The organism is Enterobacter sp. kpr-6, from assembly GCF_900116015.1.
In the GTDB taxonomy this organism is placed as follows: Bacteria; Pseudomonadota; Gammaproteobacteria; order Enterobacterales; family Enterobacteriaceae; genus Enterobacter_D.
In genome coordinates, this window is the sequence record NZ_FOYH01000005.1 from 105,176 (window position 1) to 129,376 (window position 24,201).

Sequence of the window (24,201 nt, forward strand, 5' to 3'; positions counted from 1 at the left end):
TTCTCCTTTACCCCAAATCGCCGAAGCGGACTTGCAGGGCGGTAATGGCGGTGAGTGCAGTCGTCTCTGTGCGCAAAACACGTGGCCCTAACAGAATATCAGTAAACTGGTAGCGTGCGGTCATGGCGATTTCATCTGCCGTCAGGCCGCCTTCCGGACCAATCAGCAGGCGCACACGCTCAACGGGTAACGGCAGCGTGTTGATGCTGGCGCTGGCCCGCGGGTGCAGGTTCAGCTTCAGACCGTCATCGGCTTCTGCACACCAGTCTTCCAGATCCATCGCCGGGCGGATCTCAGGAATGCGGTTGCGACCACACTGTTCGCAGGCGGCAATGGCGATTTTCTGCCACTGCTGGATTTTCTTGTTCAGACGTTCAGCATCCAGTTTAACGCCGCAGCGTTCAGAAAAGAGTGGCGTAATGAGGCTTACACCCAGCTCAATGGATTTCTGGATAGTGAATTCCATTTTTTCACCGCGCGACATGACCTGGCCCAGATGGATATGCAGGGGCGATTCACGGTCATCGGTTTCCGCGGTGCGAACATTCACCACCACGCTTTTTTTATCCGCGCGCAGGATCTCCGCGTCAAAAATCTGATTGCTGCCGTCAAAGAGCTGCACCGCCTGCCCGGCGCTCATGCGTAAGACGCGACCCACGTGATTCGCCGCGTCATCGCTAAGCGCCACGTCCTGGCCTGCGGTTAAAAATTCGGGGTGGTAAATGCGGGGTTTACGCATGTGTTGATTTCCGTGTAGTTGATTTTTCCCCTCACCCTAACCCTCTCCCGGGGGAGAGGGGACAGATCGAGCCAATCATGCCTGGATCGAGCACAAGTCCGCTTTTCACCCTCTCCCCGGGGGAGAGGGCCGGGGTGAGGGGCCTTAATTTTCTCAGTGTAAGTTAGCGGTTTTGCGCCTGACAAGCATCAAGCACATAACGGTTATGATTTCCCTGCACCTTCGCGATGCGGCGTTCGCGCTCACATTCCCAGTTATTGACCGGGTAAAGTTTATCCCAGGCGGTAAACAGCTGCGTTTGCGAGCGTGACAGGGTGAGCTGGTACTGGTCGCGCATATAGAAATAGGTGCGGGCGATCATGCCGCGGGCGCGGGCGGGTGGTTCTGCGAGTTTTTCCTTAAAATCGACCTTCATCTCGCATTGTCCGTACTGACCTTCGCCGCCGTTCCACTGGCTGTACATCAGGTTGCCGCGATCGGCGTTCACTTCGCCCAGCGCCGGTTGCAGGTTGTGCATGTCGCTTTCCATTTTGCGATAGACCGGATCTTTGCTGCAATTTTTGCGACCGCCATCCTGCCAGCACTGGCGCTGGTGGCCAAACTGCCAGGCCGGAACTACGTGTTCCCACTCAATACGCCGGGCGCGGTTTTCATTTTTACGCACTTTATAACCGCACGATTCCAGATCGACGACGCCTTTTTTACCCTGCCAGTTAATCTTGCAGCCGCAGTAAAAATCGCCGGGCGCATCTGCATGGATTTTAACGCCTGCCGCTTTGGCCTGCGAAAAACTGTTGATGCCTTGCGCCAGAGCAGGCATAGCGCAGCATCCTGCCAGCAGGCTAAGAATAAAAGTAAGTTGACGGAACATGTTGAACTCCAGGCCAGTTGAGCCCGCACCGTAGCGAATGGCGTTGCCGGATGCAATCAGTTAGCGCAGAAAAACACGTTAATGGTTCCGGTAATCAGACGCAGGCAATCAGGGGTTCACCGCAATGCACGCAGCGGTAAACGGCCTCATTGCGCAGCACTTTATTGTGCCGACGCACGGTAAGCTGATGCTCCTGGCAGCGACAGCGGTAAGGAAAGGTATTCTGACGAACAGAGTGAAGCTCAAACTGATGAGTGCGGTGGGCGGGAACGCCTAACACGCTCTCCATCATCCACTTCCACTCTTTCCCGTGCGGCGCGACCCGGCCAAAGTGCTTCCACACCAGCAAATGCGCCAGTTCGTGGGGAACGACTTCATTGATAAAAGCCTGCTCGTTTTCCAGTAACAGCACCGGATTTAAGCGGATCTCATAGCGTTCAGCCCATGCGGTACCCGCGGAGGTTCCCCGCTGCTGATACACCAGTTTAGGTTCGGGATAATGGCGTTCGAGCTTCAGGTTCGCCTGAGCGAGATGCTGGCGCAGGCTGCGCATAATGGCCTGTTGCAGAGCGATGGGGAGACGGGGCGTTTTCATAGAGGGCCAGAATAATGGGGCCGACGGACAAGTGCAAGACGTGCGGAGAGGAGAGCCCGGCAGCGTGCGCCGCCGGGCGACAGGGTTAATCGTGTGAACCAATCTCGCGCAGTTTGCGGCCTTTCATCAGGTTACGCTCGATGTGCTCAAGTGATACATGCTTGGTTTCCGGCACCAGCCAGATGGTCAGCACGATAAAGAACAGGTTCAGCGCGCCGTAGACCCAGAAGGTGTTGGCGTTGCCCAGCGTGTTGAGCATGGTCAGGAACGTTGCGCCGACAATCATATTGGCGATCCAGTTGGTCGCGGTTGAGCAGGTGATACCGAAATCACGGCCTTTCAGCGGCTGGATCTCAGAACACAGAACCCAGATTAACGGACCAGCGCTCATCGCAAAACCAACGATAAACATCAGCAGCATGGCGACAGCAATGTACTGCTCGTTTGGCGACTCGATACCGAAATGCATCATGGTACCCAGAATACCCATGCCCGCCGCCATCACCATAAAGCCCAGCGTCAGCGTTGGCTTACGGCCCCAGCGGTCCACCAGACCGATTGCGATAAAGGTGGCCAGCACGTTGGTCAGACCGACAATTACCGTGCCCCACATCTGCTCGGTGGTATTGGCGTAGCCTGCCAGTTCAAAGATTTTCGGTGCGTAGTACATGATCACGTTCATGCCGGTGAACTGCTGCATCACCTGAAGCAGCACGCCCAGGAAGACCGCGCGACGGAAATTGCTGTTCTCTTTAAACAGCGCCCAGCCGCTCTGCTTAACCTGCAGGCTTTCGCGGATCTCATCCAGTTCGTTTTTCGCTTCTGCGCTGGTATCACGCAGACGCAGCAGCACGCGCTCGGCATCGTGGAAGCGGCGCTTCGCGGCGTACCAGCGCGGGCTGTCCGGCAGGAAGAACACGCCAATCAGCAGCAGGATCGCCGGGATGATGATAATGCCCAGCATCCAGCGCCACGCACCGCTGTAGCTGAACGCGGTATCCGACAGATACGCGCCTAAAATCCCGATGGTGATCATCAGTTGATACATTGAAATCATGCTGCCACGAATTTTTTCGGGCGCGATTTCAGACAGATATAGCGGAGCGGTATAAGACGCGACACCGACCGCCAGCCCCAGCAACACGCGGGAGAGGATCAGGATTTCGACGTTTGGCGCGGCGGCGGAGAACAGCGAGCCGAGCACAAACAGGATTGCGCCGATCATCAGGCTTTTTTTACGCCCGAGACGGTAAGACAACCAGCCGCTGCCGACAGCACCGACGGCGGCACCAAACATCATGGAGCTGACCACCCACTCCTGGGTGTGCGGGCTGATTTTGAATTCATCAGCAATAAAGGGCAGGGCCCCTGCGATGACGCCGATATCCAGGCCAAAAAGTAATCCCGCCAGCGCGGCGAGGAAGCAGACAAAAAAGGTCATTGCCTTATTTGAGCGTCCCTTTTTTTTATTATCAGGCATGATGCCCTCCCGTTGGGTTATCTGTTTTATCAACGTCATAGACTGGCAGACAGATGATGTTGATGTAATCGCTTACACGATTGTCAAGAAATGTTAGTCAGGTAAAACATAGCATTAAGGAGGGGAGGGGCAAGGCAGGCGCGGTGTTTTCAGACTAAACCGAACGGGTGAGATAACGTGCTGATGAAATCGCTTTCATCCCAGGCGTGGAGGGGGTTACGCAGGCAAAAAAAATCCAGCCCGCAGGCTGGATCCAATGGATGGCGGAGAGGTCTTACAGACCGGCCGCATCACGCAGCAGTTGCGCTTTGTCGGTTTTTTCCCACGGGAAATGTTCGCGACCAAAGTGACCGTAAGCAGCGGTTTCTTTGTAGATCGGGTGCAGCAGATCCAGCATCTGGATCAGGCCGTACGGACGCAGATCGAAGAACTCGCGTACCAGCAGGGTCAGTTGCTCAGACGGCAGCTTTTCAGTGCCGAAGGTTTCGACCATGATGGACGTCGGCTCTGCCACGCCGATAGCGTAGGACACCTGGATTTCACAACGATCGGCAAGGCCCGCTGCCACGATGTTTTTCGCGACATAGCGCGCCGCGTATGCCGCGGAACGGTCAACTTTCGACGGATCTTTACCGGAGAACGCGCCGCCACCGTGACGAGCCATGCCGCCGTAGGTATCAACGATGATCTTACGACCGGTCAAACCGCAGTCGCCCATTGGACCACCGATAACGAAACGGCCCGTCGGGTTGATGAAGAATTTGGTAGAGGCATTCAGCCATTCCGCAGGCAGAACCGGCTTGATGATCTCTTCCATCACGCCTTCCTGCAGCGATTTCTGGTCGATATCTTCAGCGTGCTGAGTGGACAGGACCACCGCATCAATACCCACGATTTTGCCGTCGTCGTATTGGAAGGTGACCTGGCTTTTCGCATCCGGACGCAGCCACGGCAAGGTGCCGTTTTTACGCACTTCAGCCTGACGCTGCACCAGACGGTGGGCGTAGGTGATCGGCGCTGGCATCAGCACGTCGGTTTCATTGGTCGCATAGCCAAACATCAGGCCCTGGTCGCCCGCGCCCTGCTCCAGCGGATCGGCACGGTCAACGCCCTGGTTAATGTCCGGGGACTGCTTGCCGATTGCGCTCAGCACGGCACAGGAATTGGCATCAAAGCCCATGTCAGAGTGCACGTAGCCGATGTCACGAACGGTGTTACGGGTGATCTCTTCGATATCAACCCAGGCGCTGGTGGTGATCTCACCACCGACTAAAACCATCCCGGTTTTAACGTAGGTTTCGCACGCGACGCGTGCTTTCGGATCCTGCTCCAGGATTGCATCCAGTACCGCATCAGAGATTTGGTCTGCGATTTTATCAGGATGTCCTTCTGAGACGGATTCGGACGTAAAAAGGTGTTTTGCCATGTTCTGATTCACCTGGGGGTAATTTAATAAGCTCAGACCCTGCGCCATACACCCCGTTCAGGGTGACAGGTAAAAGACACAGGAAGTCTAAGTGTTAATCTGTATAGATGGATTAACATCTGGACGGCTATTTTAGGTCAATTCTTAAGCCCATTTCCAGCCTTTTTTTGACTCCTCCCGCATTATGCGTGAAGCGTGTCTGGCGATTTTTCCTGGTTACGCAGCAAACCCGGCTTTTTTATTTTGCTTTTTACCCCCTTTGTCGGTATAAAACGCCGCACGCGGCTATCCCCCGCCACGCAGTGTTACGGGGGGTAAAAAAGCGCACGACAACATCATCGTGTCGCCACTTCCCGCCGGGTAAGCAGTTAATCTGTCTGAGCTTATCGCCGATCATCAAACGGTTGGCGTGGAGGTGATACGAAATAATGAACCGTTGTTTACCGCTGAATCTGTCACGCCGTCCGGTCGTGCATCTGTCTCCCGCAACCCGCAATTCTTTACTGCAATCCTGCCGATGTTATACCCATTTCGGCGCTTCTCAGGACTCCAGAGCCGGTAAGACCTTGTGATTCCTGAACAAGGGCGCTCCTGGTCTGACAGGGGTTTTCTCGTGGTTTCGCCGGCCTGTCATCATTAAGTCCGGATACGTGTTTTACTATCATATGAACAAGAAACCGATCGCGCAGTCGATCACACAGCGCAATGTGCTGGGAAATCAGACTGTTTATGGGTTGTTATCGCAGTTTTTCGCTGCGATAGTGGTCAACTGTTTTACACTTACTAAGACAAATTGAGGTTCGCTATGTCTGACGACATTTCTATGGATTCGCCTTCGTCAGCAGGCGAACAGGGTGTACTACGCTCCATGCAGGAGGTTGCAATGAGCTCCCAGGAAGCCAGCAAAATGCTTCGCACTTACAATATTGCCTGGTGGGGCAATAACTACTACGACGTTAACGAACTGGGCCACATCAGCGTGTGCCCGGATCCCGACGTCCCGCAAGCGCGTGTCGATCTTGCTGAACTGGTAAAAGCGCGTGAAGCACAGGGACAGCGCCTGCCCGCACTGTTCTGCTTCCCACAGATCCTGCAACACCGCCTGCGTTCGATTAACGCCGCGTTCAAACGTGCGCGTGAGTCTTACGGTTACAACGGCGACTACTTCCTGGTTTACCCGATTAAGGTTAACCAGCACCGCCGCGTGATTGAATCACTGATCCATTCCGGTGAACCGCTGGGTCTGGAAGCCGGTTCCAAAGCGGAACTGATGGCTGTACTGGCGCACGCCGGTATGACCCGCAGCGTGATTGTCTGTAATGGTTATAAAGACCGTGAATATATTCGCCTGGCGCTGATCGGCGAGAAGATGGGCCACAAGGTCTATCTGGTGATCGAGAAGATGACCGAAATCGCCATCGTGCTGGAAGAAGCCGAGCGTCTGAACGTGGTGCCGCGCCTCGGTGTGCGTGCGCGTCTGGCGTCACAGGGCTCCGGCAAATGGCAGTCGTCCGGCGGTGAAAAATCCAAATTTGGTCTGGCGGCAACGCAGGTTCTGCAACTGGTGGAAATTCTGCGCGAGCGCGGTCGTCTGGACAGCATTCAGTTGCTGCACTTCCACCTCGGTTCGCAGATGGCCAACATCCGCGACATCGCCAACGGCGTGCGTGAGTCTGCGCGTTTCTACGTTGAACTGCACAAACTGGGTGTCAACATTGAGTGCTTCGATGTGGGCGGCGGCCTGGGCGTGGATTATGAAGGGACCCGTTCGCAGTCCGACTGTTCCGTGAACTATGGCCTGAATGAATACGCCAACAACATTATCTGGGCGATTGGCGACGCCTGTGAAGAACACGGCTTGCCGCATCCAACGGTGATCACCGAGTCTGGCCGTGCGGTGACCGCGCACCATACTGTGCTGGTGTCGAACATCATCGGCGTTGAGCGTAACGAATATACCGAACCGACCGCGCCGTCTGCCGAAGCCCCGCGCGCGCTGCAAAGCCTGTGGGAAACCTGGCAGGAGATGCACGAGCCGGGTACGCGCCGTTCGCTGCGTGAATGGCTGCACGACAGCCAGATGGATCTGCATGACGTTCACGTCGGCTACTCTTCCGGTTCGTTCTCGTTGCAGGATCGCGCCTGGGCTGAACAGCTTTATCTGAGCATGTGCCACGAAGTGCAGAAGCAGCTCGATCCGAGCAACCGCGCGCATCGTCCGATCATCGACGAACTTCAGGAGCGCATGGCGGACAAGATGTACGTCAACTTCTCGCTGTTCCAGTCGATGCCGGATGCGTGGGGGATCGATCAGTTGTTCCCGGTGATGCCGCTCGAAGGGCTGAATCAGGCACCGGAGCGCCGCGCGGTACTGCTGGATATCACCTGTGATTCTGACGGTGCTATCGATCACTACGTGGACGGCGACGGGATTGCCACCACCATGCCGATGCCGGAATACGATCCAGAAAATCCGCCGCCGCTGGGCTTCTTTATGGTTGGCGCGTATCAGGAAATTCTTGGCAACATGCACAACCTGTTCGGCGATACCGAAGCGGTTGACGTGTTTGTGTTCCCGGATGGCAGCGTGGAAGTGGAGCTGTCCGACGAAGGCGATACCGTGGCCGATATGCTGGAATATGTGCAGCTCGATCCGAAAACGTTGCTGACGCATTTCCGCGATCAGGTTAAACAAACCGATCTGGATGCGGCACTGCAACAGCAGTTCCTGGAAGAGTTTGAAGCGGGCCTGTACGGGTATACCTACCTGGAAGACGAGTAAGATTTCCCCTCACCCTGACCCTCTCACGTGGGAGAGGGAACAGTTTGGGCGAACGAAAAGGCCATCTCCTGCGAGATGGCCTTTTTTATTTACGCCAGGTGGTCGTCTTCAAAACCCACGCGCACGGCTGCGTAGATATTGATCGGCGTTCGTGACATCAATGGGATCCACGCACCTTTATTAATGGTGGTGCCGTTGCCGTTCGTCGCCGCTGGCGCTTTCGGCGTCACCGTTCCCGGTTTAGCCGTCGCAGAGCCAGGCGACAGGGTAGGGTAACTGGTATTAGGCACAGGCCATTTCTTCGCACCCTGTGCAGGCTTAGGAGCCGGGGCGGGCTTCGGCGCAGGCGCAGGTTTTGGAGCCGGGGCGGGCTTCGGCGCAGGTGCAGGTTTTGGAGCCGGAGCGGGCTTCGGCACAGGCGCAGGCTTTGGAGCCGGGGCTGGCTTCGGCGCGGGTGCAGGGTTCGGAGCCGGGGCTGGCTTGGGTGCCGGTTTAGGCGCAGGTGCGGGCGGTTGCGCTGCATTCGAACCGTTCTGATTCTTGTCTTTCGCCGACATACCTATACTCCAGGAGATATCATTGCCCGCTATTTTTTCATCTTTCGTCACATCCGAAAGTTTACTGGTATCGGTATTGATCGCGCCGCTTGTGCCCTTCCCGGTGGTGATGTCCCCCACGCTAATCGTCGATTTCTGCGTTTCCGCATAGTGCACTTCATCGACCGTATTCACGTAGACGTCAACCCCGCCGCCTTTGATCTGTCCTTTCGGCGACACGCTGATACTGGCCCCGGCACCGCCATACGCGCCATCTTTCTCAACGTGATCCTGCACGTCGCTGGCATTGATTTTCCCGCCAACGTCCACGTGTCCGGTTTTGTTATCCGAAATCAGATGTGAACCGGCCATATTCAAATCGCCGCCAGTGTTAACGTTCAGCGCCTCTGCGGTATGAATGCCCGACTGCTGCCCGGTGGTTGCCGCGTCATTGAATTCAGAACCACCGCCCCCGTTGGCGGCGGCATCAATGGCCAGCCCTTTCTTTCTCCCGCCGGTTTCAACGCTCACCCCAAGAGATAATCCCCAGTTAGCGCTGGAGGCGTCATCGCGGGCGGTATCCTGCACAGAGCTTACGTTCATATCGCCCGCCACATCGATATCCGCGCTCTTCGCCGTGATATCCGCGCCGTGCATCGTCATGTCGCCCCCCGCATTCACGGAAACGTTATTGCCGTTGATGGAGGTGTTTTCATGGCTGGTGGTGCTGCCAGACGACTGCGCTTTGCTGCCGTCATAGCCAAGCGACACCGCAGCGCCGAAATCCTGTTGGCCGATGCCTTTACTGCCGGAAATAGTCAGCCCGCCGTTATGCTCGCTGCCGGACGTCTCATAACGGGTGGTGGATTGCGCCGCGTTCAGGGAGACGTCCCCGCCTGCATTAATGCTCGCTTTATCCGCCGCGTTCATCTCAGTGCCGTTGAGTTCAACGTCCTTTTTGGCGTTGATGGTGATGTTGCTGCCATTAATATGGGTGGTGTTTTCTGCGGTCGCGGTGCTGGTGGCGGCGGTTTTTTTGGTGTTACCGCCGATAGTGAGAGACGCGCCAGCCATGTCGCCAAACACCACATTACTCACCTGTCCGAGCGCTTCCGCACTCATGGATGCGCCATTCACATCCTGGCCGTCCACCGCGTTTTTAATCATGGTGCCCGCTTTATCAACGCTATCGAGAAGAGAGCTATGCACCTCGCCGCTGAGACCTGCAAAACTTTCTTTGTGGGTTTGAGTCGTGCTGTGTTCATCCACATATTTAGTGGTCGCCACATCGCTGGCATTAATCTCAACATTATTTTTCGCCGAGATATCCGCGCCGCCAATATCAGCCGTTTCACCGGCTTCAATCTTCACGCTGTCGCCGAAATTCAATTGTGCGTTGCTATTGGTTTTGCTCTGCTTCGTTTCCGTCTCGCTGACGGTTTCCATCCCCAGTTTGAAGCCGACGCCTGGATTGGTTTGACTGCCGGTTTCCACGTCCTTATCTGAATCAGGGGTCGTCATGGTACTGGATTTGCCGTTCATGGCCCCGCTTTTGGCTTCGGCGGAATAGCCCACCACGTTGGCATCAATAGAGGCGATAAATTCACGTGATTTGGTGGTGGACTGCTCCCAGGCGACATCTTCCGACGTTTTAATGGTGACATTTTCACCCGCATGAATATCGCCGGTTGCGGCGGTGTAGCTGCCACCTTCCATCACCACGTCTTTAGCGGCGTTGATTTCAAGCGTGCCGCCCGCGTTAACATTTGCGCCAATCCCTTTTGCGCTGGCGCTCTGTTGATGTTGCTCAACGTAGCTGCCTGCGCCGGTAATCTGGCTGTCGATGGTGTGAGAGGCGTCGATTTGATGCAAATCGTTAAAGGTCACATCGCCGCTGGTGGCGGTCATGCTGATGTTATTTTCAGCCGTGATATCCGCCGCGTTCGCGGTGATGGATTTTGCCTCCATGCTGATGTTGCCTTTTGCGGTGATGGCATCGTCATAGGCATGGATCTTCTGCTTACCGTTTTCGTCGCGCCCGACGCTGGCGGTCAGGGTGATATCGCCTTCGCGTGCCGACAGGGAGATATCGCCCCCGGCATTGAGCGCCGCACCGGTATTATTGATGTTGCCGTGGGCGGTGGAGATATCCAGGGCCCCGCCCGCAGAAATCCCGCTGTTGATGCCGCTGCTGGCGTTGGTGATATCGCCCCCAGAAACCAGCGTCATATTGCCGCCGGATGCGATCCCGCCGCTCACATTGTTAATGGCGTCAGCGTTGACGTTCACCTCATTACCGGCGTGAATATTTGCCGTGCCGCTGCTGACGTCGCCGTTCTCAATCTGACGGAGCGTTTCCGGGCACAGATAGATCACCGGCACCAGCACATCCACACCATTAACTTTTTGGCTGACGTACCAGACGATGTCCTGATCAAGCTGGCTACGCTGTTCATCGGTTAACGCTTCGCCGACCACCAGGCCCAGTTCAGGATCTTTTGCCGCTTCTCCGGCATTGTTCATCAGATCCTGCACCAGCGCATCGCCTTCCAGCCCGTCGCGGATGGCAAAGAAGCTGCCGACGGATTCTGCGATCTGGCGGCGGATCAGCTCAGAGGTAAAGTAGTTGTCGCCAATGACCGTCACCGGTGACGCAGGTTTGTAGCCCACTTCTTCAAAGAAATAATCGGAACCGGTGAACTGGCTCTGGTCGATCATCTCCGGGCGGGTTTCATACATCGGCACAATATGATTAGTCGGGGTGGGGGAGGGCTTGCCCTCTTTTTGCGCAATGGCGGCCTGCTTAAATTCATCGGAGAATTCAAACATGCCGGGGATCGCGGCCATCTCTTCGATCACCGGCGTCGGGCGGATGCCCGTGGCGATTTCACCGATCTTTTTGGGATTAACTATCACATCGTAACCCGCAAGGGCGGTATCAATGCTGTGATCGCCCACGTCAACGGTGGCAATGGCGGTCTGGGTATTTACCACGCCCGCCCCGGCGAGCCCGTTATTCAGTGTACCGCCGTCATGGTTGAAATTACGGCCTGCGGTGATTTCGCTCTTTTCCTGTGGGACGATATAAAACATCGTGTTTTTTAACGTTGCACTGTCGTAGTAATACCACTGCCACTCCCTGGATAAATTCGCCATGCTGCTGTTGATCCAGTTTTCGCCGAAAATTTTAGCCAGAGTGGTCTTAAGCTGCGGCGACTGGTTTGCTGCATCAATTAAGGAATACAAATACCAGTTAGTATCAACTTCAATGCCTTTATTATCGCCGATACCCCCAAAGACAAAATTCAGGTAATCATAGAGGGAATTAAATTCCAGCGTGGTGGAATGATCCACCGCGACGCGCCAGTCATAGGTGATGGTAATCGGCGTATCCAGCGGCGTTTTCAGGTAATCGTAAACGGAAAGGGAATGATATTTTGGCGAGTTGTAGATATCGCCAGTAATAGTAATATCCTGCGCCGCCTGAATCAGTCCACCTTCGTTAGTGATGCTGTGTGCGGTATATATTCCGCGCTGATTAACATTTATATTCCCTCCGGCGCTGATTTCCGCCTTATGCTCAAGCGTCAAATCAGAGGTGAGTAACGGCAGCGAGAAGACCGTATCCATGTTGATTTTCGTGGTCACGTTGGTGACGGTGGCATAATGCCCGTGACTGTTTTCGGTGGTGCCGCCTGATACGGTACCGCCACTGTATTTACTGATGTTTTTTATCTGTTCCGCGTCAAGATTGATATTCTTCTCCGCGCGAATAATCCCGGCAGCGTTTTCAATATTTTTAGCGATTATCGACATATCGCCCATGCTCATCACGTTGCCTTGCAGGCCGTTGTAGACATTGCCGTTACGGGCATCCAGCGACATATCGCCAATTGACCACAGCAGGGCGTTTTGCGCATTGGTGATATTTTCCGCAGTGAGCGTCAGATCGCCACCGGTCACAATTGACTGAGTGTTAATCACATTCTTATCGGCCCGCGCCGTAAAGTCTCCCATCACTTCCAGCTCTTTATTATTGGTAAAGCTGCCGTGGGTTATAAAATTGAGGTCATTCCCGGAGAGAATGTGACCGTTCTCATTATTAAGCGTGAGGTCGTCGTCTATTTCCAGCGTCAGCGTATTGGCCGCTTCCATCGCGCCGCCGGTATTATTCATATGGACCAGATCGAGATTAAAATCGCGATCGGCTGTGATAAAACCGCCTGCGGTATTGTTCAGCGAGCCGCTGGCAAGATTGACGTTATAGCCCGCAAGCGTGGCGTTTTTGGTATTGGTGAGGGAGTCTGCAATATTCAGCGTCAGGTTTTTATCCACGGCGACAATCGCCCCGTGATCGTCATTCGTCAGTTGATTCGCCGTCAGGGTGACATCACCCCCTGCCACGATGGTTGACTCCGCCCCGCTGTTATTTATCGTATCGGCGGTAATATTCAGCGTGCCGTCAATGGCCTGCACAATCCCCGACGCAGAGTTCACCACCGTGCCTATTGCATTGAGCACGGTATTCACCGATGCGGAAATAACCGCCCGATCGGTGTTAGTCACTGAGCCAATATGATCAAGGGTTAAATTATTCATGGCGGACAGCACATGATTGCTGCCCTGATTGACCAGGCTGTGAATATTGCGGAGCGTTAAATCCGTCCCGGCCTGAATAATCCCTTCGTTTTTCAGGGTATCGCTATTTTCGATAGTGACCTGAGCGTCGCTGACAATCTGACTTTGATTATTAAAGGTAGTTATCCCGGACAGGGTCATTGCCGCCGTGGACGAGAGAAACGCGTTATTACTGTTGGTCAGGCTGCCAATATCGGCCAGTGACATCACGCCGCCGGAGGAGAGAATGGCATTGTCATTGAGCAGCGAATCCACCGCTGAAATGGTCAGCGTATCGCTGGCGTAAATTGTCCCTGCATGGGTATTTTCCAGCTCGTCAATATTTTCCATGTTCAGGCTGGCGGCCTGGATCGTGGCACCCTCATTGATGAGCGTGTCCAGATTCGCCAGGTTAAGACTGTTTTCAGCCAGTATGACCGCCGCGGTGGTGTTATAGAGAGAGGTGGCATTGGTGGTGATCGTCTGGCCCTGGATCCAGCCATCGCTGGCGTTGGTGACCGACATGCCCGCCTTGCCATTAATAGCCATCGCTTTTTCCGCGAGGATCTCACCGCCACGTGTGTTGATCATCTCTTTATCAACATTAACGGTAATATCAGAAGCCGCGCTGAGCGAGCCGCCATCGTTATTCAGACGGGCGACATTCACCTGCACATCTTTTTTACCGCTGATGGTGCCGCTGTTAGTCATCTCCGCGCTGGCGTCCGTGGCGGTAATGGTGACATCACGAGCCTGGATTTTGCCTTTGTTATTAACGGATTTGCCGTTAACGTTCAGCGCGACGTCATTTTTATTACTGACGATCGTTCCGCTGTTATCCAGATTGCCGCCCGTATTCAGCGTCAGGCGGGCATCATCGCCGCTGATGGTGGCTGAGTTCACCAGATTATCGCGGGTGGTCAGTTGCATTTCGCCATGAGATACGCCGATGTTACCTTTGTTATTCAGCGCGCTGGCGTTCATTACCAGTTTTTTATCGGCAAAAACACGGCCACTGTTATCCACGTCGCCCACGGTTAATGTCTGCGTATCCGTGGCGTACATAATACCGTTATTTTTCATGCTTCCGGAAGCGATGGCGACACTGCCTGTTGCGCTGACTGAACCGTTATTTTCAAAGGCTTTTTTCAGGTTAATCTGTAAGGTGCCTTTTTTCGCCAGCATCACCCCTTCGCTATTTTTCACGCTGCCCGCGTTGATATTAATATTTCCGCTGTGGCTGACGACCTGCGCATCCGAGACGATGGCGCTAAAGGGCGCGGGTTTGCCGTTAACCATCACCACAAAGTCCCCGTCTTTCAGGGTGACCGTGCCGTTACCGATTACATTACCTTTGGCATCCAGCGCTTTTAATTTACCGGTGAGGATATACTCATTTTCGACATTAATTTCGATGGCCGGGATGGTGGTCATCGTGGTGCTGTTGGTCAGTAAAGTGGCGGCATTTTGCACCAGCGAACTGGCGTCAATGCGCAGGGTTCCCCCCTGAGAAATGACGTCGCTGTTAAGGGTCACGCCTGCCAGCGCTTTAATCGCAATATTGGCCTGCGCCGTGGTGCCCGTGGATTTATTCAGCGTGACGTTATTCCCGGCAAGCGTAATATTTTTATCGCTGCGTAATCCGGTGAGAATAACATCGCCGTTGGCATTAATATCAATATCTTTACTGGCGACAATACCGCCCGCATGACGCACGCCCGCCCCGGATTCGGTGCTGATCAACTGGATCTTACCGCCGTACATCGATCCCAGCGCGCTGCCGTCAATCGCAACGGCGGGCGTGGTGGCGTCGCCTTTATTACGCACGGTGTGGCTACGCGTTTGCAGGTTATAGTTGTTCTGACCTGCCAGCACTTTGACATCTGCGGCTCCGGCAATTTCACCTTCCAGTTGGGCGCTGCGGCTGACAATATCGAAATAGCTTAACCCGTCGGTAGAAATCCCCTGGCCGGTGAGAGTAACGTTGCCTTTTTCCACGGAAAGCGAATAAGTGCCGTCGCTTTTAGCCTGAACTTTGCCGGTACTTAACGTCAGGCCATTAGCATTAATGGTGGTTGCGCCATTGACCGAAATGCCGTTTTCGTTAGCGATAATGATGTCGGATTTTTTACCAAAGACTTCCATTGTCCCGTTAATATAAGAGGCCTGCGCACCGGTTACTTCGCTAATAATCGCGCTGGCTTCCTGCTGTAGCTGACCATTTTTTACCGCATAGCCACCAATTTTTGTCACGCCATCGGTTTTGCTGTTGTTAAATACCAGGCCTTTTTTATCGACATTAAACTGGTCGAATTTATTGTGCGAAACGCCTTTGGCATTCGGATTAACAATATTGACCATCGGCGTGTCGTTGGCCGTTTTTCCCATCGTCGGGCCACCAGGCTGACGCGGATCGGGCACCGTTCCGGCGGCTTCCGCCAGCGGTGAAAAAATACTGGCCAGAGATAAATAGAGAGGGGCAAGGCGTAAATGCAAATTGCTCTCTGTTATTTTGTCTTTTTTAATCGTTTTCATTGTGTTCCCTTACTTAGAATTTTAATTCCAGCTTGTAATAAACGACGGTGTTGTCTGTTTTTTGATGTGCAAAGGCGTCGGGCTTTTTAACCGGCCAGCCAGCCATAATGGAAGTGAAGAAATATTCGCCCGTCAGATTTGCGCCCACAGATGCGCCCATCATGAACTGGCTATGACAGGTATTAACACCCTCAGGGCAATTATCTTTGGCGAAGCCAAAATCATAGCCAACAAAGGGCGTAAATTGATGGACTCCGGCGAGGCCAATAGCAAACGGAAATTGCAGCGTGTTGGAAATCCACGCGCCGCTATCCACCAGTAGCGTGTCATCTTTAAAACCGCGCACGGTATATTCATCCCCGAGGGACATTTTGGCATCGCTGACTAATACATCCGGGGTGTACTGAAACCCGCTGTTTAATTCGTAGATTCCCCCCAGGCGGCCCAGGTTAAACAGCGGGCGCGTCCAGCTCGCCACGCCGTTATATTTCACGTAATCGAGATCGAACCCGTCGAGATCCTTATCGCCCGTCCAGGCTGCGCCAAACCAGGGGACCGCGGCCGACACGCCCAGATCGCCATAGAACCAGCCGTCCATCAGTGCGCCGACCCAGGTGACGCCGGAGGAGAGCGTGGTGTAGGACTTTGAACTGACGTCGATCTGGCTGTATTCAATGCCGTTGTAGTTGTCGCGTTTTTCCAGCTTTACCCAGCCGCTGGTTTTACCGGTGGCATTGCGCGAAAGCAGGCGAGAAACGCGCAAAGAGGCTCGTTCAGAATCCCCGTCGGAGGCGTAACTTTCATTGTTGCCCAGCAGGGTTTTTTCATAGCGTGATTGATACCAGGCACCATCAAAACTCCAGTAGCCGAGCGGAATGCTGTAGTTGAGTGACAAGGCATCCTGACTGTCCGGGCTGTGATTCAGATCGTTCCATGAATAATAGGCGCTAAAAATATCATTCATACCGGCAATATTTTTTGCCGCGAGGCTGGCGTAATATTGCCGCCAGCCCTCCGCTTCGATACCGGAATTATTCAGCCCGACCGTCATCGACAAGGGGAAAGACGGTTGATGCAGCAGATTTAAATCGGAATAACCATCCAGCACCGACGGCTGAACCTGAAGATTATCCTGACCGGAGACGCGAAGCAGGTTTTCTACCGCCTGATCGATATCCTGCATGTTGAGGACGTTATCTTTTGAAAAGGGGTAGGCGGCAAACAGGCGCGTTTTTTCCCGCAGCGTGGGTGCCTGCCCGTTAACCTTCACGTCGTTAATTTTTCCCCACATCACCCGCAGTTTAAGCACGCCGCTTTTAATATTTCCTGGTTCAATCGCAATCAGGGTGGTGGCATAACCACGAGAAATATAAAAATCGGTCAGTTCTTTTACCAGGGCGAAGATTTCTGCTTTACCTAACGCCTTGCCGCGATAGCGCGCAATGATGGCCTCGCGCTGTGGCGCATCGGTGAACAGATCGTCATTGAGGATCTCTATCTGCTCTATTTTAAAGGTCCAGGTGGAATTGACGTCTGCGTCGCGGTTGTCATCCGTTTCCCGGTTAACACGTTGTTGTTGCAGAAATTGCTCGGTACGTTTGGCCTCCTCAATGAGAAACTGGTTATTTTGTTTTTCCAGCCGGTCAAGCTCGTGTTTATTTTGTTGAATGGGCAGTGGACCTGCCGCATGAGCCAGAGAAATAAATGGAACGAATAAGAGTGCTTTATTAAGACTAGCCACGTGCCTTCCTTGATATTCATGACGTTTAACAATTGCCGCTGTCATGTCTGAATAGTGCTGCTGTGCTACCATCTATTAACATGCTTTATTAACGGAAGGTTAGTGTAACGGGGCAGTGTTAAATGTCTATTTTATAAGCCCAAATATATTCTTAAAATGCATTGTTATATTGATGAGGCGAATTTCTAACGATCGTTTTTATAATATAAATAATTTATATTTCTTTTTGTTTATATAAAAGACAGGATGTATTGGGGATATTAATAATGACGGCCATAATGCCTAAAAAAGCCGGACGACTGGAGGCACCCGCCAGGTTGAACCATACTGTAAAACCCGATAGCGTTTTAAGCGCGGCAATGAGGGTGACAGGGCGGTAAAGATGGCGGATCTTGAACCCGCCGGGAATTACAGGGATAATCCGCCTCACATGCACTTATCGAACGCTAACCCTTCCTCGTCGGGCCTAACGACGCGGAGGGGTTTTTTTATGTCGACTTTCCAACAAGAGGTCATCTCTATGAGCACCTTAGGTCATCAATACGATAACTCTCTGGTATCTAACGCATTTGGTTTTTTACGTCTTCCGATGAACTTCCAGCCGTATGACAGCGATGCTGACTGGGTGATCACGGGTGTGCCGTTTGATATGGCAACGTCAGGTCGTGCCGGTGGTCGTCATGGCCCGGCGGCGATCCGTCAGGTATCGACGAATCTGGCGTGGGAGCACAACCGCTTCCCGTGGAACTTCGACATGCGTGAGCGCCTGAATGTCGTTGACTGTGGCGATCTGGTGTATGCCTTCGGTGACGCCCGTGAAATGAGCGAAAAATTGCAGGCCCACGCAGAAAAACTGCTGGCAGCCGGTAAGCGTATGCTCTCTTTCGGTGGCGACCACTTTGTGACCCTGCCGCTGCTGCGCGCGCACGCCAAACACTTTGGCAAAATGGCGCTGGTGCATTTCGATGCGCACACCGACACCTACTCCAACGGCTGCGAATTCGACCACGGCACCATGTTCTACACCGCGCCGAACGAAGGCCTGATCGATCCGAACCATTCTGTGCAGATTGGTATCCGCACCGAGTTCGATAAAGACAATGGCTTTACCGTGCTGGATGCCTGCCAGGTGAACGACCGCACCGTGGATGACATCATTGCTCAGGTGAAACAGATCGTCGGCGATATGCCGGTGTACCTGACCTTTGATATCGACTGCCTGGATCCGGCTTTTGCGCCGGGCACCGGCACGCCGGTGATTGGCGGGCTGACCTCCGATCGCGCGATTAAACTGGTTCGCGGTCTGAAAGATCTGAACATTGTGGGGATGGATCTGGTGGAAGTGGCTCCGGCTTACGACCAGTCAGAGATCACCGCCCTGGCTGCGGCGACGCTGGCGCTGGAAATGCTGTATATCCAGGCGGCGAAGAAAGGCGAGTAAGGACTTACCCCTCACCCTAACCCTCTCCCCATGGGAGAGGGGACAGATCGAGCACCGACTGGGTTTTCCCCCTCTCCCTCAGGGAGAGGGTCTGGCTTTTCTCCCTCTCCCCAAGGCAGTGAGCCGGGGTGAGGGTCTGCTTTTCCCCCTCTCCCTGAGGGAGAGGGCCGGGGTGAGGGTTTGCTTTTCTCCCTCTCCCTGAGGGAGAGGGTCGGGGTGAGGGTGTGCCTCAGCGGATTACTTAATCCCGTCCGCCGCCATGCGTTCACGCACATGCTGCGCACGTGCTTCTGACGCCGGGTGGTCATCGAACATCGAGCTCTGGCGGCCCGCTTCCAGTTTAGACAGCTTCTCAAAGCTGGTTGCCAGCCCGGTTGGGTTGATCCCACGCTTGCGCAACAGATCGTAAGAGTAGTCGTCCGCTTCCGATTCCTGGCGCTGCGAGAACTGAGAATTCACCAGCTTCTCACCCAGATCGCCAAGCTGCGACTGCGACAGGCTGCCGACCACGCCACCCGCTGAGGCTGCGGCCACGCGCACGGCGTTGGTGCCCAGCGCAACCTGCATCCCGCGCTTCACGTGACCAAGCGCCACGTGGCCCATTTCATGGCCGATCACCGCTTCCACTTCGTTGTCGTTCATCATGTCCATCAGGCCGCTGTAAACGCGGATGCAGCCGTTCGCCATGGCGAAGGCGTTAACATCTTTCGCCACGTAAACCTTGTAGTTCACCGGCTGGCCATTGATCTCATTGCCGAGGGCCGCAGAAATTTTGCTCAGGCGCTGGCTGTAGGTGCTGCTCGCCGGGGCAATCTGCGCTTTCCCGTCCATCTCTTTACAGGCTTCATCACTGAGGGCAATGACCTGCTGATCGCTTAATGAATAAGCCTGGAACGCCTCTGCGCCTGAGCTCATTAAGCCGTTTGAATCCATATTCTGACAACCGGTTAACGCCGTTGCGATACCCAGAGCAAGCAATGCTGAGCGAATCTTCATCTCTTATCTTCCGCAATGAATGATGCATATTTTTGATAATGTGCCCGCCGCCTGGGGCGGGGGTTCTGCGCTAAGTATAAAGAAGGAAACGATACGCGGGCGAGTGTTTGCGCAACCTGCGAGGCTGATCCAGAGATTTCTTAAACCGGCAAAAGGATGCTCCATATACATGAGTTGCCGCTTGGGTTACATTGTTGGCACTTTTTTCCGGCGTAGCCCAAAACGCGCTGTAGTCAAGTCGCGGGGCGTGGCCTTTAACTATCCGATCTGGAGTCAAAATGTCCTCACGTAAAGAGCTTGCCAATGCTATTCGTGCGCTGAGCATGGACGCAGTACAGAAAGCCAAATCCGGTCATCCGGGTGCCCCGATGGGCATGGCAGACATCGCCGAAGTTCTGTGGCGCGATTTCCTGAACCATAATCCGCAAAACCCGGCCTGGGCTAACCGCGACCGCTTCGTGCTGTCCAACGGCCACGGTTCTATGCTGATTTACAGCCTGCTGCACCTCAGCGGCTACGATCTGCCGATTGAAGAGCTGAAAAACTTCCGCCAGCTGCACTCCAAAACCCCGGGCCACCCGGAAGTGGGTTACACCGCAGGCGTCGAAACAACCACCGGCCCGCTGGGCCAGGGCATCGCTAACGCAGTCGGTATGGCGATCGCAGAAAAAACGCTGGCAGCGCAGTTTAACCGCCCGGGCCACGACATCGTTGACCATCACACCTACGCCTTCATGGGCGACGGCTGCATGATGGAAGGTATCTCCCACGAAGTCTGCTCGCTGGCCGGTACCCTGGGCCTCGGCAAACTGGTGGCGTTCTATGATGACAACGGCATCTCCATCGACGGTCACGTTGAGGGCTGGTTCACCGATGACACCGCAAAACGCTTTGAAGCCTACGGCTGGCACGTCGTGCGCGGCGTGGACGGTCATGACGCCGACGCCATCAAACGCGCCGTTGAAGAAGCGAAAGCCGTTACCGACAAACCGTCCCTGCTGATGTGCAAAACCATCATCGGTTTCGGTTCCCCGAACAAAGCCGGTACCCACGACTCCCACGGTGCGCCGCTGGGCGACGCAGAAATCGCACTGACCCGCGAGCAACTGGGCTGGAAACACGCGCCGTTTGAAATCCCGTCTGAAATCTACGCGCAGTGGGATGCCAAAGAAGTCGGCACCGCGAAAGAAAACGCCTGGAACGACAAATTTGCCGCCTACGCGAAAGCCTTCCCGCAGGAAGCCGCAGAATTTACCCGCCGTATGAAAGGCGAAATGCCGGCTGATTTCGACGCGAAAGCCAACGAATTCATCGCTAAATTGCAGGCGAATCCGTCCAAAATCGCCAGCCGTAAAGCCTCTCAGAATGCCATCGAAGCCTTTGGCCCGCTGCTGCCTGAATTCCTCGGCGGTTCCGCTGACCTGGCACCCAGCAACCTGACCATCTGGTCTGGCTCGAAAGCAATTAACGAAGACGCTGCCGGTAACTACATCCATTACGGCGTGCGCGAATTCGGTATGACCGCCATCGCCAACGGCATCGCGCTGCACGGCGGTTTCCTGCCGTACACTTCCACCTTCCTGATGTTTGTGGAATACGCGCGTAACGCGGTGCGTATGGCTGCGCTGATGAAACAGCGTCAGGTCATGGTCTACACCCACGACTCCATCGGTCTGGGCGAAGATGGCCCGACTCACCAGCCGGTTGAGCAGGTGGCTTCCCTGCGCGTAACGCCGAACATGAGCACATGGCGTCCGTGTGACCAGGTTGAATCTGCCGTGGCGTGGAAATACGGTGTTGAGCGTCAGGACGGCCCGACCGCGCTGATCCTCTCCCGTCAGAACCTGGCCCAGCAGGAACGTACCGAAGAGCAACTGGCAAACATCGCACGCGGTGGTTACGTGCTGAAAGACAGCGCTGCACAGCCTCAGGTGATCTTCATCGCCACCGGCTCTGAAGTTGAGCTGGCTGTTGGCGCATGGGAAAAACTGACCGCTGAAGGCATCAACGCGCGCGTGGTTTCCATGCCGTCTACCGATGCGTTCGACAAGCAGGATGCCGCTTACCGCGAATCCGTGCTGCCGAAAGCTGTGTCTGCCCGCGTGGCCATCGAAGCGGGCATCGCTGACTACTGGTTCAAATATGTGGGCCTGAACGGTGCCATCGTTGGCATGACCACCTTCGGTGAATCTGCTCCGGCAGAGCTGCTGTTCGAAGAGTTTGGCTTCACCGTTGAGAACGTGGTGAGCAAAGCGAAAGAACTGCTGTAATCGCGTAAAAGTAAAAACGGGTCGCAAAAGCGGCCCGTTTTTTTATGCGTGACCTCACTAAAAAAGAGTTTGGCAAGCGCTTAAATGTGATTCGTCCTGCAAATATACTATTATTGTTTGTGTGGTTATTGAGCGTGGGATCACGTTTGTATTATTGCTTTTTTATAATTATTTGATTTTATTAGCCATCTAAAAGCATTTTTTGTTTTCCTCGCTATTTCCCCCGCATTGATTTTGCTTATTCCCGCGAGTATTTTATTTTCACCCAAACAGGGATATAAATCAGGGGGCATAATGATGCGATTAAGGGATTATTTCCCGGATGGTGCTATTGCTATTGAAAATGCAGTAAAGGACTGGCAGCAGGCAATAGACTTTTCAATGGAAGCATTACTCAAACAACATTACATCACTCATGAATATATCGATGCGATAAAAGCATCAACGCTTAACCATGGCCCGTATTATATTCTTGCGCCCGGTGTGGCAATGCCTCACGCCCGGCCTGAGAATGGGGCATTAAAAACCGGCCTTTCATTAGTACTGCTTAATCATTCAGTATTATTCCCGGCGTGCGATGAGCCCGTCAAATTACTTATTGGTTTATCAGCGGCAAATTCCGACGCGCATATCGGCGCAATCCAGGCGCTGAGCGAACTATTATGCGAAGAAGAAAATATCAACAGACTATTAACGGCCAATAGCGAAGCGCAACTCAGAAATATTATCGCCGAGGCGTAATAACTCTCTTCCCTACAGGATATTATTATTATGGAAAATAAGTCTGCTCGTGCAAGAATCCAGGCTTTTGGCGGCTTTTTAACCGCGATGGTGATCCCCAATATCGGCGCATTTATTGCGTGGGGATTTATCACCGCGCTCTTCATTCCCACAGGCTGGCTGCCCAATGCGCATTTCGCCAAAATTGTCGGCCCCATGATCACCTATTTACTGCCGGTGATGATCGGTTCGACAGGTGGCGCGCTCATCGGCGGTAAACGTGGCGCGGTAATGGGCGGTATCGGCACGATTGGGGTCATTGTCGGCGCGGATATCCCAATGTTTTTAGGGGCGATGATCATGGGGCCATTAGGCGGCCTGCTGATTAAGCATATTGATAAAGCATTAGAGCATCGTATTCCCGCCGGTTTTGAAATGGTGATTAACAACTTCTCGCTGGGGATTGCCGGGATGGTGTTATGCCTGCTGGGATTTGAAATCATCGGCCCGGCGGTGCTGATTGCCAACAACATGGTCAAAGAGAGCATTGAAGCACTGGTTCACGCCGGATATTTACCGCTGCTCTCGGTCATTAATGAACCGGCGAAAATCCTGTTCTTAAATAATGCCATCGATCAGGGTGTGTATTATCCGCTGGGGATGCAGCAGGCTTCCGAGCACGGTAAATCCATCTTCTTTATGGTGGCCTCAAATCCCGGCCCCGGTTTAGGTCTGCTTCTGGCGTTTACCCTTTTTGGTAAAGGCATGAGTAAGCGCTCTGCGCCGGGCGCGATGATTATTCATTTCCTCGGCGGCATTCATGAGCTTTATTTCCCCTACGTTCTGATGAAGCCGCTGACGCTTATCGCCATGATTGCAGGCGGTATGTCAGGCACCTGGGTCTTTAATTTACTGGATGGCGGCCTGGTGGCCGGGCCAAGTCCGGGATCGATTTTTGCGTATCTGGCCTTAACGCCGAAGGGGGGTTTCCTCGCTACCCTGGCAGGGGTCACCACCGGCACGCTGGTCTCTTTTGCGATCACCTCGTTTATTTTGAAAATGGAAAAACAGGCAGATGCTGAGGGCGAAGATGAATTTTCGCAGTCAGCGAGCGCAGTCAAAACCATGAAACAAGAGGGCGCATACGCAGCTCACCGTATTACCCGCATCGCGTTTGTTTGCGACGCCGGAATGGGCTCCAGCGCAATGGGCGCAACCACTTTCCGCAAGCGTCTGGAAAAAGCAGGAATGGTGCTGAACGTGCAGCACTACGCCATAGAAAACGTGCCGCAGGATGTGGATCTGATTGTGACGCACGCCAGTCTGGAAGAGCGCGTTAAACGCGTAAGTCAAACGCCACGGGTGCTGATTAATAATTACATCGGCGATCCACAGCTTGATGTTCTGTTTACCCAGTTAACCGCTGAAAATAAAAAATAATGCCGGAGTCAA

The 24,201-nt window shown here is 54.0% G+C and carries 14 protein-coding genes; 6 read left to right on the top strand and 8 right to left on the bottom strand.

Features of this window, described 5'->3' with window-relative positions; all coding sequences use genetic code 11:
• Positions 1–7 precede the first annotated feature (7 nt).
• The 5 genes from rsmE to metK form a co-directional block, all read right to left on the bottom strand.
• Complete coding sequence (gene rsmE / locus BM373_RS13905; RefSeq protein WP_090462375.1) at positions 8–739, bottom strand: 16S rRNA (uracil(1498)-N(3))-methyltransferase; 732 nt, start codon at positions 737–739, stop codon at positions 8–10.
• A gap of 163 nt (positions 740–902) precedes the next feature.
• Positions 903–1,610 carry a deoxyribonuclease I gene (gene endA / locus BM373_RS13910; RefSeq protein ID WP_090462377.1) on the bottom strand — a complete coding sequence of 236 codons (708 nt, stop codon included), beginning with the start codon at positions 1,608–1,610 and terminating at the stop codon, positions 903–905.
• Between the two features lie 94 nt (positions 1,611–1,704).
• Positions 1,705–2,205: a SprT family zinc-dependent metalloprotease gene (locus BM373_RS13915; protein ID WP_090462379.1), complete on the bottom strand. Its 501-nt coding sequence runs from the start codon at positions 2,203–2,205 to the stop codon at positions 1,705–1,707.
• Between the two features lie 85 nt (positions 2,206–2,290).
• Entirely contained in the window at positions 2,291–3,724 is a 1,434-nt protein-coding gene (locus BM373_RS13920) for a sugar porter family MFS transporter (protein WP_090462381.1), read from the bottom strand.
• A gap of 235 nt (positions 3,725–3,959) precedes the next feature.
• Positions 3,960–5,111: a methionine adenosyltransferase gene (gene metK, locus BM373_RS13925; protein WP_090462619.1), complete on the bottom strand. Its 1,152-nt coding sequence runs from the start codon at positions 5,109–5,111 to the stop codon at positions 3,960–3,962.
• Between the two features lie 665 nt (positions 5,112–5,776).
• On the opposite strand from metK, the gene yqgB reads away from it, so the two are divergent.
• Together yqgB and speA are read left to right on the top strand one after the other, a co-directional pair.
• Positions 5,777–5,908, top strand: a complete 132-nt coding sequence (gene yqgB, locus BM373_RS13935; RefSeq protein ID WP_090462383.1) for an acid stress response protein YqgB — start codon at positions 5,777–5,779, stop codon at positions 5,906–5,908.
• An 8-nt stretch (positions 5,909–5,916) separates the two neighbouring features.
• Entirely contained in the window at positions 5,917–7,893 is a 1,977-nt protein-coding gene (gene speA, locus BM373_RS13940) for a biosynthetic arginine decarboxylase (RefSeq protein WP_090462385.1), read from the top strand.
• 89 nt (positions 7,894–7,982) lie between these two features.
• On the opposite strand, the gene BM373_RS13945 is transcribed toward speA, so the two are convergent.
• Complete coding sequence (locus BM373_RS13945) at positions 7,983–15,581, bottom strand: two-partner secretion domain-containing protein (RefSeq protein WP_090462386.1); 7,599 nt, start codon at positions 15,579–15,581, stop codon at positions 7,983–7,985.
• Between the two features lie 13 nt (positions 15,582–15,594).
• The gene (locus tag BM373_RS13950; RefSeq protein ID WP_256214644.1) at positions 15,595–17,322 is read right to left on the bottom strand and encodes a ShlB/FhaC/HecB family hemolysin secretion/activation protein; all 1,728 of its coding nucleotides are present in this window, start codon (positions 17,320–17,322) and stop codon (positions 15,595–15,597) included.
• Between the two features lie 520 nt (positions 17,323–17,842).
• On the opposite strand from BM373_RS13950, the gene speB reads away from it, so the two are divergent.
• On the top strand, positions 17,843–18,763 hold the full coding sequence (gene speB, locus BM373_RS13955) for an agmatinase (protein ID WP_090462388.1): 921 nt from the start codon (positions 17,843–17,845) through the stop codon (positions 18,761–18,763).
• A gap of 237 nt (positions 18,764–19,000) precedes the next feature.
• On the opposite strand, the gene BM373_RS13960 is transcribed toward speB, so the two are convergent.
• Entirely contained in the window at positions 19,001–19,759 is a 759-nt protein-coding gene (locus BM373_RS13960) for a metalloprotease LoiP (protein ID WP_090462390.1), read from the bottom strand.
• Positions 19,760–20,037: 278 nt separating this feature from the next.
• Between BM373_RS13960 and tkt the strand changes: the two genes are divergently transcribed.
• The 3 genes from tkt (at position 20,038) to BM373_RS13975 (ending at position 24,189) form a co-directional block, all read left to right on the top strand.
• On the top strand, positions 20,038–22,029 hold the full coding sequence (gene tkt / locus BM373_RS13965; RefSeq protein WP_090462392.1) for a transketolase: 1,992 nt from the start codon (positions 20,038–20,040) through the stop codon (positions 22,027–22,029).
• A gap of 297 nt (positions 22,030–22,326) precedes the next feature.
• Positions 22,327–22,770 (top strand): PTS mannitol transporter subunit IIA, encoded by a 444-nt coding sequence (gene cmtB / locus BM373_RS13970; protein ID WP_090462623.1) that lies wholly within the window; start codon positions 22,327–22,329, stop codon positions 22,768–22,770.
• A gap of 30 nt (positions 22,771–22,800) precedes the next feature.
• Positions 22,801–24,189 carry a PTS mannitol transporter subunit IIBC gene (locus BM373_RS13975; protein WP_090462394.1) on the top strand — a complete coding sequence of 463 codons (1,389 nt, stop codon included), beginning with the start codon at positions 22,801–22,803 and terminating at the stop codon, positions 24,187–24,189.
• Positions 24,190–24,201: the final 12 nt, after the last annotated feature.